Annotated in this window: 12 protein-coding genes and 1 tRNA gene; 5 read left to right on the top strand and 8 right to left on the bottom strand. The window is 61.8% G+C overall.

All coding sequences use genetic code 11. The features are described from left to right. Positions 1 to 66: 66 nt before the first annotated feature. A tRNA-Leu gene (locus tag BH682_RS15800) sits at positions 67 to 143 on the bottom strand. 107 nt (positions 144 to 250) lie between these two features. Between BH682_RS15800 and BH682_RS15795 the strand changes: the two genes are divergently transcribed. Continuing rightward, entirely contained in the window at positions 251 to 868 is a 618-nt protein-coding gene (locus tag BH682_RS15795; RefSeq protein ID WP_003944029.1) for an ANTAR domain-containing response regulator, read from the top strand. A 208-nt stretch (positions 869 to 1,076) separates the two neighbouring features. Continuing rightward, positions 1,077 to 2,408, top strand: a complete 1,332-nt coding sequence (locus tag BH682_RS15790; RefSeq protein WP_003944031.1) for an ABC transporter substrate-binding protein — start codon at positions 1,077 to 1,079, stop codon at positions 2,406 to 2,408. Positions 2,409 to 2,464: 56 nt separating this feature from the next. Here BH682_RS15790 and BH682_RS15785 read toward each other — a convergent pair whose 3' ends face one another. The 4 genes from BH682_RS15785 to BH682_RS15770 are packed head-to-tail and all read right to left on the bottom strand — an operon-like array spanning position 2,465 to position 6,594. Next, on the bottom strand, positions 2,465 to 3,271 hold the full coding sequence (locus tag BH682_RS15785) for an ABC transporter ATP-binding protein (protein WP_075833326.1): 807 nt from the start codon (positions 3,269 to 3,271) through the stop codon (positions 2,465 to 2,467). Further along, positions 3,268 to 4,296, bottom strand: a complete 1,029-nt coding sequence (locus tag BH682_RS15780; RefSeq protein WP_054187416.1) for an ABC transporter ATP-binding protein — start codon at positions 4,294 to 4,296, stop codon at positions 3,268 to 3,270. Before BH682_RS15780 ends, BH682_RS15785 begins: the two co-directional genes overlap by 4 nt. Beyond that, on the bottom strand, positions 4,289 to 5,278 hold the full coding sequence (locus BH682_RS15775) for a branched-chain amino acid ABC transporter permease (protein WP_003944088.1): 990 nt from the start codon (positions 5,276 to 5,278) through the stop codon (positions 4,289 to 4,291). The genes BH682_RS15780 and BH682_RS15775 overlap by 8 nt, the downstream gene beginning before the upstream one ends. 5 nt (positions 5,279 to 5,283) lie before the next feature. Then, positions 5,284 to 6,594, bottom strand: coding sequence for a branched-chain amino acid ABC transporter permease (locus BH682_RS15770; RefSeq protein WP_223304673.1), 1,311 nt, complete (start codon positions 6,592 to 6,594; stop codon positions 5,284 to 5,286). Positions 6,595 to 6,896: 302 nt separating this feature from the next. Between BH682_RS15770 and polA the strand changes: the two genes are divergently transcribed. Next, complete coding sequence (gene polA, locus BH682_RS15765; RefSeq protein WP_007728727.1) at positions 6,897 to 9,644, top strand: DNA polymerase I; 2,748 nt, start codon at positions 6,897 to 6,899, stop codon at positions 9,642 to 9,644. Between the two features lie 58 nt (positions 9,645 to 9,702). On the opposite strand, the gene trxA is transcribed toward polA, so the two are convergent. After that, positions 9,703 to 10,074: a thioredoxin gene (gene trxA / locus BH682_RS15760; RefSeq protein WP_003944106.1), complete on the bottom strand. Its 372-nt coding sequence runs from the start codon at positions 10,072 to 10,074 to the stop codon at positions 9,703 to 9,705. Positions 10,075 to 10,148: 74 nt separating this feature from the next. Beyond that, on the bottom strand, positions 10,149 to 11,144 hold the full coding sequence (locus tag BH682_RS15755) for a helix-turn-helix domain-containing protein (RefSeq protein WP_075833324.1): 996 nt from the start codon (positions 11,142 to 11,144) through the stop codon (positions 10,149 to 10,151). Positions 11,145 to 11,357: 213 nt separating this feature from the next. On the opposite strand from BH682_RS15755, the gene BH682_RS15745 reads away from it, so the two are divergent. Further along, on the top strand, positions 11,358 to 12,287 hold the full coding sequence (locus BH682_RS15745; protein WP_039972995.1) for a DMT family transporter: 930 nt from the start codon (positions 11,358 to 11,360) through the stop codon (positions 12,285 to 12,287). Here BH682_RS15745 and BH682_RS15740 read toward each other — a convergent pair. Then, on the bottom strand, positions 12,232 to 12,807 hold the full coding sequence (locus tag BH682_RS15740; protein WP_007728733.1) for a 2'-5' RNA ligase family protein: 576 nt from the start codon (positions 12,805 to 12,807) through the stop codon (positions 12,232 to 12,234). The two genes, BH682_RS15745 and BH682_RS15740, sit on opposite strands and share 56 nt — an antisense overlap. Between BH682_RS15740 and BH682_RS15735 the strand changes: the two genes are divergently transcribed. Further along, complete coding sequence (locus tag BH682_RS15735) at positions 12,773 to 13,870, top strand: isocitrate/isopropylmalate dehydrogenase family protein (protein WP_039972997.1); 1,098 nt, start codon at positions 12,773 to 12,775, stop codon at positions 13,868 to 13,870. The genes BH682_RS15740 and BH682_RS15735 overlap by 35 nt on opposite strands. The last annotated feature ends 130 nt before the right edge of the window (positions 13,871 to 14,000 follow it).

Raw genomic sequence — 14,000 nt, 5'->3', positions numbered from 1 at the left:
CTAACGGCGGTCGATCTGGGGTACAGCCGAATGCCGAAACCTTGCGGTGCGGCCAGCTGCGGCAGGTGGTGCCCTCGGTGAGACTCGAACTCACACTGGACGGGTTTTGAATCCGTTTCCTCTGCCAATTGGGATACGAGGGCTTGTTGCGATGACTACATTAGAAGATGCGATTTCAATGTCAAACACCGGTACCCTCTAATCGTTCGCGTCTCGTGTCGGGGCGGTTCGATGGAGGAGGATGGTGGCCATGAATTCGCCGCAGCCGCAAGGCAATCAGCTCGCACCCCGTCGTGTTGTCGTCGCTGAAGACGAGGCGTTGATCCGCATGGATCTGGTCGAGATGCTCCGCGAAGAGGGCTACGACGTCGTCGGTGAGGCGGGTGACGGGCAGGTCGCGGTGGAGTTGGCCGAGTCGCTCAAGCCTGATCTGGTCATCATGGACGTGAAAATGCCCAGGAGAGACGGCATCGACGCCGCTTCGGAGATTGCCGCCAAACGCATCGCTCCTGTTGTCATTCTCACAGCGTTCAGTCAGCGCGAGTTGGTCGAGCGCGCACGCGATGCCGGCGCCATGGCTTACTTGGTCAAGCCGTTCTCGATCAGTGACCTCGTTCCCGCTGTCGAATTGGCGGTCAGTCGTTTCCGCGAGGTGACGGCGCTCGAGCGTGAGGTCGCTGATCTTTCGGACCGGCTCGAAGCACGCAAGCTGATCGAGCGAGCCAAGAGTGTTCTGATGGTTCGCCAAGCGCTCACCGAACCTGAGGCGTTCAAGTGGATTCAGCGCGCCGCGATGGATCGGCGCTCCACGATGAAGGCGGTCGCACAGGTCGTACTGGAAACTCTGGGCGGTGAACCGGACGCTTGAGCAAAGTGTCCGGGTTACCCGGTTGCTGCGTCGACCGTCGAAACGTCGCGCAGCGCTACAGCCGTGTAAACACTGTGCACCTTCAGATAACAGTCAGGTCACAGGGCTTTCTTGAAGGATCGCGAAACGGTTCCAAGGTCTAGCGTCTGATCCCACAGCGAGCGCCAGTTCGGGTGGCGCGAGCACCGGCTGATCTTAGGAGCGTGGGATGGCTAGACGAACACTTGTGCGTACTGCTGCAGTTCTCGGCGCGGCATCACTGGCACTTGCAGGCTGTAGCTCGGACAAGTCGGATGACTCGTCTTCGAGTGGCTCTACGTCCGGCGCTTCTGCCGCGACGACATCCGTCACGACTGATTGCACCCCGGAGCAGGCCAAGGCCGGCGCCACCCCGTCCACGGAAGCGCTGCGCATCGGCACGCTTCTTCCCGATACAGGCAGCTTGTCGTTCCTCGGGCCGCCGATGGTCGCGGGCACCCAGCTGGGAGTCAACGACGTCAATGCAGCCGGAGGCGTTCTCGGCCAACCGGTCCAGCTGATTCCCGGCGATTCGGGTGACACCACAACGGACACCGCCAATACCACCGTCGACCGCGAATTGGCTGCAGGCACTCAGGTCATCGTCGGCGCCGCGTCGTCTTCGGTCTCGCTCAAGGTGATCGACAAGATCGCCAGCGCAGGCGTCGTGATGTTCTCGCCTGCCAACACCTCGGACCAATTCGTCTGCTACCCAGACAAGGGCATGTACTTCCGCACCGCTCCGACGGACGTACTGCAGGCTCAGGCCGTCGCACAGCTCATTTCGGACGACGGTGGTCAGCGCGTAGCGATCATGGCCCTCAACGACCCGTACGGGACGGGTCTGGCGGACAACATCGAAAAGAATCTGATCGATTCGGGTGTCCCCTCCGATCAGATCGAGAAGATCATCTACGACCCGAACGCGCAGTCGTTCAACTCCGAAGTCGATCAAGTCAAGAACTTCAATCCGGATGCAGTGGCACTGGTGGGCTTCGAAGAGTCGGCGAAGATCATCACGCGCATGCACGAAGTGGGCATCGGCCCGTCGGACGGAATGGCGATGTACGGCGTCGACGGCAACATGGGCAACGCTCTCGGCGAATCCGTGGCGAAGCCGTTGCTCGACACCATGCAGGGAACGACGCCCCTGACGGACGTCGGAGCTGCCTTCCAGGATCGTCTGAAGGCTGTGAACCCCTCTCTGATCGACTTCAACTACGCCGGAGAGTCATACGACGCGGTGGTGATCTCAGCGCTCGCTGCCGAGCAGGCGAAGTCGACGGCCGGTACCGACATCGCGGCCAACATCAACAGCGTCACCGAAGGCGGCACCAAGTGCACGTCCTACGTCGAGTGCCTGCCGTTGGTGAAGGCGGGAACCGACATCGACTACGACGGCATCACCGGTGAGTTGGACTTCAACGATTCGGGGGAGCCGTCGATCGGTTCGTACGGAAAGCTCAAGTTCGGCCCTGAGAACACCCTGACCACAGAAGGATTCGTGGTGGTGGGCAAGTAAGCAGCCAAGGAGAATGGGCCAGGGTCTCGCGACCCTGGCCCATTCTCGTGTCTGTCCTACTTCTCTTTGCTTCCGGCAAGCGTTCCCAAGTACAGCTCGATCACCTTGGGGTCGTTCATCAGATTGGCGCCGGTGTCGGTGTACGCGTTCTTACCCTGATCGAGTACGTAACCGCGGTCGCAGATCTGAAGGCAGCGGCGCGCGTTCTGCTCGACCATGATGACCGAGACACCGGCAGCATTGATCTTCTTGCAGCGGATGAACACCTCGTCCTGGAACATGGGGGACAGGCCCGCGGACGGTTCGTCGAGCAGCAGCACCGACGGATCCATCATCAGGGCCCGGCCCATCGCGACCATCTGGCGTTCGCCACCCGAGAGTGCGCCGGCCTTCACCTTTCGTCGTTCACTCAGAAGAGGGAATAGTTCACTCACGAAGGCGAATCGTTCCGCGAATGCCTTGGGACGCAGATAAATGCCCATTTCGAGGTTTTCTTCGATGGTCAGAGTCTGAAAGACGTTCTGCGTTTGAGGGACGTACCCGACTCCCTTCTGAACGAGGACGTGAGCGGGCGCAGACGTGATGTTGTCCTCGCGTAGGGTGACCGACCCTTCGCGTACCGGTATCAGTCCGAACAGTGATTTCAGGAGTGTCGATTTGCCTGCGCCGTTCGGTCCGATGATCCCGACGATTTCCCCTTCCTTCAGGAAGAAGTTGCATTCACGCAGGATGTTGACGCCGGGAATGTAGCCCGCGACGAGGCTGTCGGCGCGGAGCAGGGCACCTGCCGACAGTCGCTGATGCTCCTCGGCCGTCGGGGCGAACTCTGCAGGCGTGAGTGAACGTGCGTGGTTCTCGCTCATGGCTTCTCGTGCCTTCCGCGCGGTTCCTCGGGACTCGATTCCAGCGTCGCGGCGAGATCGGCCGGAAGGTTGTCGACGTCGGGTTCCGACAGGTCCCCGCCCGACTCGAGGGTTTCGACCTCGGCTTCAGCCAGGGCGGCGGCCAGAACGGCCGTCTCGCCCACCGGATTTCCGTTGTCGTCGAACTCGAGAGCCTGGTCATGGTGGCTGCCCAGATATGCGTCGACGACGGCTGCGTTGGACGAGAGTTCGTCCGGGGTGGATTCGGCGATGACGCTGCCCTGCGCCATGACCACCACCCAATCGCTGATGTCTCGGATCACGTCCATGTCGTGCTCGACGAACACCACTGTCATTCCGTCGTCGCGCAATGACTTGATGTGTCCGAGCAGGCTTTGCGTCAGAGCAGGATTGACCCCCGCCATCGGTTCGTCCAGCATCACCACCGAGGGCGAGGTCATGAGTGCGCGAGCCATTTCGAGCAGTTTGCGCTGCCCACCGGAGAGTGAACCGGCGAGGTCGTCGGCCTTGGTGTCGAGTTTGAATCGTGCGAGGAGTTCGTTGGCGCGTTCGGTGATCTCGCGTTCCTGGCCTTTCCAGATCCACGGGACGAGAGATGCAAAAATGCGTTCACCACGTTGGCCGGTGGCACCGAGACGTACGTTGTCCAGCACGGTGAGTTTGGAGAGCGCCTTGGTCAACTGGAACGTCCGTACCACTCCTTTCCTGGCTACCTGGTGGGGATACATGCGGCCCAGCGATTGACCGTCCATCGACCACGTACCGGTGTCCGGCCGGTCGAATCCGGTAAGGAGGTTGAAGAGCGTCGTTTTTCCGGCACCGTTTGGACCGATCAGACCCGTGATGCACCCTCGTTGAATCTCGAGGTGATCGACGTCGACGGCCTTGAGACCGCCGAACGTCCGCGAGACGTTGTCAGCGACCAACACCGGATCGGGTTTCGCCGATCCGGGAAGGTGAGGAACGTCGGCAAAGATCTGTGCTCTGGTATCGGCGTCAAGCATTGAGTTGCACCTCCCGCTTGTTACCCAGTATTCCCTGCGGTCTGAAGACCATCAGGAGAGCAATCATCAATCCGAGCAGGACATACCTGGTGGCTCCGACCTGTTGTTCGGTCAGCGAGAGCAGCGGATTCTCGCCGGAGATCGCCTGACGCAGCAAGGCATCAGGGATGGCGAGGAGGAACCAGAACAACATTGCGCCGACCACCGGGCCGAATACCGTTGCCGCCCCGCCCAGAATCAGTGCGCCGAACGCGAAGAACGTCTGCGCGGTCGAGTAGAAGTCCGGGTTGATGGACTTGGTCTGCAAAGCGTTGAACACTCCGGCCAGACCACCGATCACGCCGCCGAGAACCAGCGCCTGCATCTTGTACACGAACACGTTCTTGCCCAACGATCGCGCTGCGTCCTCGTCTTCGCGTACCGCCTTGAGGACGCGCCCCCACGGGCTGTGCGTCAACAGGTAGACAAATCCGCACAAGATCAAGACCAGCGTCCACCCCACGACCATCGACCAGAGGTCGTCTCCGTAGAACTTCACGCCGAGAAATGAGTACTGCTTGGCCGAGTCGAAGGGGCTCAGTGCGGTGAACGGGTCTGCGAAACCGAACAGGCCATTGGTGGAACCGGTCACCGAATCCGACGCGGTCGAGCGGAAGATCAGACGCAAGATCTCCGAGGCCGCGATGGTCACGATGGCGAGATAGTCGGCGCGCAGACGCAGCGTCGGGATACCGAGCACGAGCGCGAGGAGCCCGGCTGCGGTGAGTCCGACCAGGATGCCGAGCCAGAGCGGCTGGTCGTAGGTCACGGTCATGATGCCGACGCCGTAGCCGCCGAGAAGGGCAAAACCGATCTGACCGAAATTGAGCAGTCCGGCGTAGCCGAAGTGCAGGTTCAACCCGATTGCCAACAGTGCGTAGAAGATTGCCGACGGCCCGATCAGCTGGGCGAAGGAAACCTGGAAAGCTCCCATGATGTCCATATTCGTCACCCGATCCTTTGTCTGGATCCGAGGATGCCCTGGGGGCGAACCACGAGGATCACGATCAAGACGAGAAGTCCGCCGATGTATTTGAGGTCTGGGTTGATGATGAGCGTCGAGAGTTGGACCAGAAGTCCGACGATGACGCAGCCGAGTAGCGCCCCGTACGCGGTTCCCAGACCACCGAGGGTGATTCCGGCGAACATGAGCAGCAACAGTTTGAATCCCATTTCCCACTGGACGCGTCCGCCGAGTTCGGAGATGCCGAACAGCACACCGCCGAGGGCGGCCAATCCGCCGCCGAGACCCCAGACGAACATGATCACGCGCTCGACGTTGATTCCGGACGAAGCGGCGAGGTCACGATTGTCGGAGACGGCACGCATGGCCTTTCCGATGCGAGTCTTCTGCAGAAGCAGTGCGACGCCGACCAGGACGACCAGACTGACGATCATGACTATCGCGTTGGCGTCGGTCAGTGCGATCGGGCCCCAGTTCTTCTCGACCTGGCCCTGGTAGTCGTCGAACGGTTCGGCGCGGTCGGAGAAGAAGATCAGGATCAAGTAGCGCAATGAAATCGCGAGGCCGATCGAGACCACCAATTGCGCGATCAACCCGGTCTTGCGCTTACGCAGTGGTTTCCAGACGATTCCGTTGGTCAGCAGGCCGATGCCGATGCCGACGAAGATCGCGAGGATCGTGGCGGGAATCAGCGGAACGCCGAAGGACGTGTTGATCACCCAGGCAGCAACGGCTCCCAACGTCACCATCTCGCCGTGAGCGAAGTTGGTCAGGCCAGTGGTGCCGTAGATCAGGCTCAAACCCACACCGGCGATCGCGATCACGAGGCCGAACCGCAGACCGTCGACCGTCGTGCGGATCAGCTTCTCGCCGAAGCTGACATTCGAGGCGGTACGTACCTCGCCGAACGAGAAGATCACGGTGTTCGCGCGGCCGGCCACCACCTCGCGTTCGACAGCGGCTTGCACACTGACCCCGTCGGGAAGTGTGTCGGCAACGATCTCGAAGGTGTAGGTGCCCGGTGCCACGGCCAGTTCCCAACGGCCGTTCGATGCCGATTCTCCGGTGGCGACTTCCGTGCCGGAAGAATCGAGTGCACGCACGGTGACGCCCTCGAGGCGTGTGCCGCCGTTGTTGAGATTGCCGCTGACGGGGACAGCGTTGTCGGGAACCGGTGCTGTCGGTGGCGCGGATGCTGTCGGGGTCGGCGGTGTAGGGGAAGTGGTCGGTTCCTGAGCCGAAGCAGTTCCGGCCAGGCTGAGTAATGCGAAGAACGTCAGTAATGCAAAGGCCAGTAGTCGGCTGAGTGTCGCGAGGGTCTGCCGTTTCACTACGGGTGGGGCCACGTACGTCCTCCGAGCGGGTCGGGAATAGCGCGTCTGGACAAAGTGCCGCGCAGCAGAGGGATTGTTTCGCTGCTGCGATTTCCGGACTCTAACGGCTCCGTTCGCTTCAGATGGGGTTCTGAGATTTCCGGGATGTTTCGGTTCCGTATCGAAGGCCGAAGGCTGCATCAATTGTCCGATTCTTGTGTCTGTTCCTGCGTAAACAACGGCGAAGGCGTCGATGTCGGTCGCGATCCCTAGACTGATGAACCGTGAGCCCCGCAACCACAACTCGGTCCAGCACGTCCACCGCTCCAGCCGGCACCACCGGCAAGGCGGACGATCGCCCTCTTCTGATGCTTCTCGACGGGCATTCGTTGGCGTTTCGCGCCTTCTACGCGCTGCCTGCAGAGAACTTCAAGACACACAGTGGGCAGGCCACCAACGCGGTGTACGGCTTCACGTCGATGTTGATCAACCTTCTTCGTGACGAGCAGCCCACCCACCTGGCCGCGGCCTTCGACGTGTCGCGTCAGACGTTTCGCGCCGACCTGTTCCCCGAATACAAGGCGCAGCGCGCGAAGGCTCCTGACGAATTCAAGGGCCAGATCGACATCACCAAGGACGTTCTCGGCGCGCTGGGCATCCCGGTCATGGCCGAGGAAGGTTTCGAAGCCGACGACGTGATCGCCACCTTGACCACGCAGGCGGAGGCCCTCGGATACCGGGTTCTCGTCGTGACCGGTGACCGTGACTCGCTGCAACTGGTGACCGACAACGTCACTGTGCTCTACCCGAAGAAGGGTGTCTCGGAGCTCACCCGATTCACGCCGACGGCCGTAGAGGAGAAGTACAGCCTCAGCCCGGCGCAGTATCCCGATTTTGCTGCACTGCGCGGCGACCCGAGTGACAACCTCCCCGGCATCCCCGGCGTCGGCGAGAAGACCGCCACCAAGTGGATCCGTGAGTACGGCGACCTGCAGGGACTGGTCGACAACGTGGACAAGGTCCGCGGCAAGGTGGGCGACTCACTGCGGGAGAACCTCGCGAACGTCCTGCTCAATCGTCAGCTCACCGAAATGGTTCGCGACGTTCCCTTGCCGTACACGCCCGAGCAGTTGGTGTTGGCCCCGTGGGACCGCGAGAAGATTCATGCGTTGTTCGACGATCTCGAGTTCAAGGTTCTCCGCGATCGACTGTTCGCGACCCTGTCGTCGTCCGAGCCCGAAGCAGAGGAAGGGTTCGAGGTCAGCGGCGACGCACTCGCCCCGGGTGCGGTTGCCGCGTGGCTCGACGCCCACGCACGAACCGGTGAGCGTCACGGCGTGACGGTGCTCGGAACCAGAACTCCGTTTGCCGGCGACGTCACTGCACTCGCGATCGCGGCCTCCGACGGTGAATGTGCATACATCGCGGCGTCGACGGCAACACCGGAAGACGAAGCAGCTCTGGGTGATTGGCTCGCCGACGCATCGCAGCCGAAGGCGCTGCACGAAGCCAAGTGGGCGATCCATGCTCTGCGTGGGCGTGGTTGGACGCTCGGTGGACTGACCAGCGACACTGCTCTGGCCGCGTACCTCGTCCGGCCGGGCCAGCGCAGCTTCAATCTCGACGACCTCTCGCTCCGCTACCTCAAGCGTGAACTGCGCGCCGAAACATCCGGCCAGGAACAGCTTTCACTGCTCGACGACACCGAACAGCTCGATGCCGAAGCGGCCGAGACCGCGATGCTCAGCGCTCAGGCCGTTCTCGACTTGGCGGCTGCACTGGACACCGAGTTGGAGTCGATCGAATCCAAGTCGCTCCTCTCCGACATGGAACTGCCGTTGACGATCGAGCTCGCTCAGATCGAGGCCACCGGCATCGCCGTCGACAGCGCGCATCTGCACGATCTTCAGAGCCGTTTCGCCTCCCAGGTCGCCGACGCCGCAAACTCGGCCTACGAGGTGATCGACAAGCAGATCAACCTGGGTTCGCCGAAGCAGCTGCAGGTGGTCTTGTTCGAAGAACTCGACATGCCCAAGACGAAGAAGACGAAGACGGGCTACACCACCGACGCCGAGGCGTTGCAGGGTCTGTTCGACAAGACAGGACACCCGTTCCTCGAACACCTTCTCGCGCACCGTGATGCGACGCGTATGAAGGTGACCGTCGACGGTCTTCTCAAGGCCGTAGCCGAAGACGGACGCATTCACACGACGTTCAATCAGACGGTTGCCGCGACCGGACGCCTGTCGTCGACCGATCCGAACTTGCAGAACATCCCGGTGCGAAACGACGCGGGGCGCGAGATTCGCGACGGATTCGTAGTCGGGCAGGGGTTCGACGTTCTGCTCACTGCCGACTACAGCCAGATCGAAATGCGCATCATGGCGCACGTGTCAGGCGACGAGGGGCTGATCGAGGCATTCAACACCGGTGAGGACCTGCACAGCTTTGTCGGCTCGCGTGCATTCGGTGTACCGATCGAAGAGGTGACTCCTGAACTGCGTCGCCGGGTCAAGGCGATGTCGTACGGTCTGGCCTACGGGCTCAGTGCCTACGGATTGGCGTCGCAGCTGAAGATTTCGACCGAAGAAGCGAAGCAGCAGATGGATGCGTACTTCGCTCGTTTCGGCGGCGTGCGGGATTACCTCCACGCGGTGGTCGAGCAGGCACGTAAGGACGGCTACACCTCGACGCTCTACGGTCGTCGTCGCTACCTGCCGGACCTCAACAGCGACAACCGTCAACGTCGTGAGGTTGCCGAACGTGCTGCCCTCAATGCGCCGATCCAGGGCACTGCGGCCGACATCATCAAGGTGGCGATGATCAACGTGCAGAAGGCTCTCGCCGACGCCGGATTGAAGTCGCGCATGCTGTTGCAGGTGCACGACGAATTGGTGCTCGAAGTGGTTGCCTCCGAGTTGGAGGAGGTCACCGCGCTGGTCAAGGACAAGATGGCCACAGCCATCGAGCTGTCAGTACCTCTGGATGTTTCGGTGGGAACCGGTCGAAGCTGGGACAGCGCGGCTCACTAGGCAGCAACGAAAAAGGCTGGGCCGGAATCGACTTCGATTCCGGCCCAGCCTTTTCACGCTATTCAGCAGATGCGGTCTGCTCTGCGATCTGCTTGCGGACCTCGTCCATGTCGAGTGCCTTGACCTGAGTGACGAGCTCTTCGAGCTGAGCGGCGGGAAGCGCGCCGGCCTGGTTGAACACGAGTACGCCTTCGCGGAAGGCCATGATCGTGGGGATGGAGCGGATGTTGGCGGCCGCTGCGATTCCCTGCTCGGCCTCGGTGTCGACCTTGGCGTGAACGACGTCGGCATGCTTCTCCGAAGAGGCTTCGAACGTCGGTGCGAACTGGCGGCACGGGCCGCACCAGGAGGCCCAGAAGTCCACGAGGACGACGTCGCTGCCGTTGATCGTTTCGTCGAAGTTCTGCTGGGTGAGTGTCTGGGTGGCCACAGGGGTCCTTTCCATTGTGCGGGCTGTTGGTGTGTGCAACGCCCCGGAACCGCTGATTCTTCCCTGAGCCGATTTCAGCTTGCGTTGTCGGTCGCCCGAAACGTCCGGCGGTAGGCCTGCGGCGTGGTGCAACGCAGACGAATGAAGTGCTGGCGAAGCACGGCACCGCCGCCGAATCCGACGCGTTCTGCGATGACGTCGACGGAGAGGTCGGAATTCTCGAGGAGGTGTTGGGCGGCCAGTACTCGCTGATCGCTGAGCCAGCGGGCGGGGGTTGTTCCCGTTTCCGCTTGGAAACGGCGCGCGAACGTGCGCGCGGACATGTTCGCGCGGGCCGCGACCATGCCCACAGTGAGGTCGAGGGCGAGGTTCTCCGTCATCCAGTCGAGGAGCGGGGCAAGGGTTGCACTCGGCGTCGAGGCGAGGGGAGTGGCAACGTACTGGGCTTGCCCACCGTCACGATGGGGCGGCACCACCATCCTTCTCGCGATGCCATTGGCAACGCGAGAACCCTGTTCTTTTCGGACGATGTGCAGGCACAGGTCGATTCCTGCCGCGGTGCCTGCGCTGGTGAACACCGGATCTTCGTCCACGTACAACACGTCCGGATCGACCTTGGCTTCCGGATATGTCTGGGCAAGCCTCTCTGCATGCCGCCAATGCGTCGTGCATCGCCTTCCGTCCAGTAGTCCAGCCGCCCCGAGGACAAACGCTCCGGTGCACAGACTCGCCACCTTGGCGCCCCGGGCTACGGCCTCGTTGAGTTTGACCAACAGGGGATCGACAGTCGAGTCGGGACTCGGTGAGCACATGTACGCGTCGCCGGCGTCGTAGGTTCCGCCGGCGGACACGACGATGAGATCGGCGTCGTCGAGAGAATCGAGGTTGTACGGAACATCGATGTTGTACCCGAACCGCGTTCGGATCGGACCCGGAACCGCGGCGATCAGAGAGAAGTCGTACGTGGGGAGGCCGTCGTCGGATCGGTCGAAGCCGAAGACTTCACATGCCACGCCGAGTTCGAACGCCTCGGTCATCGGCATCAGTGGGACCACCACTTTCGCGAGCATCTTTCGAGTGTGACAGAAAAACAGGAAAGTGGCAGAAAATCGTCCAAGTCTGGCTTTTCTGCCACTACTGCCACGTGGGACATTCCGTCAGGCTGGACACATGGCAATCATCGTCGTCAGCGTCTTGGTCCTACTGGTCCTGAACGTACTAGCTCTTGCCGGCCGAACGCCCGACACTCGTCACGACGTCAGTCCGCACGGAGACTTCACCCTTTGAGGGCAAGTCTGGCCTTTCAATACACCGCAGCTGCGGTGGTGTGGGGAGCTAGTTTCCTCTTCATGAAGATCGGGCTCGAAGGTCTGTCCTTCACGCAGGTAGTTCTGTGGCGCTTGGTCTTCGGTGCGCTCGCGCTGGTTCTCGTGACATCGGTCAGCCGGATCGGCCTACCGAGGGACTTTCGCGTCTGGAAACACATGGCTTTTCTCGCAGCGACACAATGCATCGTGCCGTGGCTGCTGTTCAGTTGGGCGGAGCAAAACATGTCCTCGGGACTCGCGAGCATCTACAACGCCACCACGCCACTGATGACTATGGCTGTCTCCCTTGCCTTTCTGCCGGGGGAGACGCTGACGCGATACAAATCGCTGGGGTTGCTTCTCGGATTCGGTGGGGTGCTGATCGTATTGGCGCCGTGGAATCTCGGCGTCGGCGGAAGTGTCAGTTCTCAGGTCGCTTGCCTGGGAGCGACTGCGTCGTACGGGATTTCGTTTGTCTACCTCAGACGTTTCGTGCTTCCTCTCGGCGTCGACACCCGCACAGTCGCGCTATTACAGATCAGTATCGGAGCTTTCGTGATGGTTCTGGCCTCACCGGTCATCGCGAATACACCGATGCACCTGACGCCGGCAATTGTCCTGTCGATGATCGCTCTGGGCGCACTGGGGACCGGGCTCGCATTCATCTGGAACACCAATGTCGTTCAGGGGTGGGGGCCGACTGCGGCGTCCACCGTCACTTATCTCAGTCCAGTGGTGGGCGTCGCTCTCGGCGCAATAGTCTTGAACGAAAGCGTTGGCTGGAATCAGCCGGTTGGTGCACTCGCGGTGATCGCGGGAATCCTGGTGACCCGACGTGCAACCCGATCTGTCACAGCGGCGGCGTCAGTAACCACTCCGTCTTCTGTTCGCCGTCCCAGCGCCTGATCGCGCCGCAGCGCCCTTGAATCACGTCGGTGCCCAGCAGGGCGATGGCTTCACCCAGACGTGCAGGTTCGACGCGTCGGGCGAGCGTTACATGAGGCGTCCACGCGCCGGGCTCGACGTGGGCGGGAAGTGCCGTCGAGCCAACTGTTGACTCGGCTATTTCTCGGTGCAGGTGAAGGAGTGCGCGCGAAGGAATGACCGAGCGCGCCAAGACCATCTGCTTGCCGCCGAACACGACGTAGCCACCGAGTCGGACCTCGAAGTCCGGGGCCGAGAAGCGCCGCTTCAACAGTTCGTCGATCTCCGCGGGGATCTCACGGGCGACGAACAGCGTGATGTGCGGACGGTTGGACGGGCTGTGATGAGAGGCCTGACTCGGTAAACCGGCGTCGGCGAGTAGCTGCCATTGTGCTCGCACTGCCGACTCACTCATTGGATCGAGGAGCAATTCCACCGACTGGACCATGGTGAGCAATGATTGCCTGATGACAGGTGCGAGCGCAATCGGTACTTCGGCCATGCGGCTGGGGCTCATGCACGGCGACGGAATCGGCCACGAAATCGTCCCGGCGACACGGCAGATCGTGGATGCGGCGTTGTCAGCGGTTCATGCTCCGCCCGTCGAGTGGGTCGAGCTTCCGCTCGGGAGTACGGCCATCGACAGCCACGGCACGCCGATTCCCGACGAGACCATCGATGGGTTGGGGCAGCTGCAGGGTTGGATTCTCGGACCCCACGACAGTGCGTCCTATCCGGAGAGGTTTCGCGGACAACTCACACCCGGCGGCGTCATCCGGAAGAAGTTCGAGCTGTTCGCGAACATCCGACCGGCAGCGGCGTTCCCCGGTGTCAAGGCGATGGTCCCCGACATGGATCTGGTGATCGTCCGCGAGAACACCGAGGGGTTGTACGCGGATCGGAACATGGCAGTCGGCAGTGGTGAATTCATGCCGACGCCCGACATCGCGCTGGCCGTCGGTGTGTTCACCCGCGCTGCGTGTGAACGGATCGCACGCACTGCCTTCGCGTTGGCGTCGCGACGGCGCAATCACGTCACGATCGTCCACAAAGCCAACGTCCTCACACTGACCACCGGCCTGTTCCGTGACGCCTGCCGAACCGTCGCTGCGGAGTACCCACACGTAGTCGTCGACGACGAGCACGTCGACGCGATGGCGGCGCACCTGGTTCGGCGCGGCGGCGACTTCGATGTCGTGGTGACGGAAAACATGTTCGGCGACATCTTGTCGGATCTGGCGGGCGAGCTGTCCGGTTCACTCGGAACCGCGCCGTCGATCAACGCTTCCGAGACGCAGGTCATGGCTCAGGCTGCGCACGGTGCCGCACCCGACATCGCCGGGAAGAATCGGGCGAACCCGACGGCACTGTTCCTCTCGAGTGCAATGATGCTCGACTGGCTCGGTGATGCGCGTGGCGATCGGTTGTTGTCTGCGGCAGCACGCCGGATTTCAGATGCCGTTCGCACGACCATCGCGTCGGGCATCGCGACCGCCGACCTCGGCGGTTTGGCATCGACCAGCGAATTTTCCGAAGTCGTGTACGCACACACTCTGCGTCGCTGATTCTTGTACGACAGGCCGGAATCTTGCGAAGTCGGCGACGGTGGAACTCCTGCCGTAACCTACCGTTCGACTGAATTTCGGATGGACGTTGCAAGTGCGGCGATCGACGAGTGGAGAGCAGAGTCGTGGT

Origin of the sequence: Rhodococcus sp. YL-1 (assembly GCF_001942025.1) — a bacterium.
Lineage (GTDB): Bacteria > Actinomycetota > Actinomycetes > Mycobacteriales > Mycobacteriaceae > Rhodococcus_F > Rhodococcus_F qingshengii.
The sequence above is the reverse complement of the archived record's forward strand: the minus strand, read 5'-3'. Positions and strand labels throughout refer to the sequence as shown.

Bases quoted from the DNA above. Each gene is read 5' to 3' on its own strand.
- BH682_RS15795 (WP_003944029.1), top strand. From the start codon at position 251: ATGAATTCGCCGCAGCCGCAAGGCAATCAGCTCGCACCCCGTCGTGTT.
- BH682_RS15790 (WP_003944031.1), top strand. From the start codon at position 1,077: ATGGCTAGACGAACACTTGTGCGTACTGCTGCAGTTCTCGGCGCGGCA.
- BH682_RS15785 (WP_075833326.1), bottom strand. From the start codon at position 3,271: ATGAGCGAGAACCACGCACGTTCACTCACGCCTGCAGAGTTCGCCCCG.
- BH682_RS15780 (WP_054187416.1), bottom strand. From the start codon at position 4,296: ATGCTTGACGCCGATACCAGAGCACAGATCTTTGCCGACGTTCCTCAC.
- BH682_RS15775 (WP_003944088.1), bottom strand. From the start codon at position 5,278: ATGGACATCATGGGAGCTTTCCAGGTTTCCTTCGCCCAGCTGATCGGG.
- BH682_RS15755 (WP_075833324.1), bottom strand. From the start codon at position 11,144: ATGCTCGCGAAAGTGGTGGTCCCACTGATGCCGATGACCGAGGCGTTC.
- BH682_RS15735 (WP_039972997.1), top strand. From the start codon at position 12,773: ATGACAGGTGCGAGCGCAATCGGTACTTCGGCCATGCGGCTGGGGCTC.
- BH682_RS15740 (WP_007728733.1), bottom strand. From the start codon at position 12,807: ATGGCCGAAGTACCGATTGCGCTCGCACCTGTCATCAGGCAATCATTG.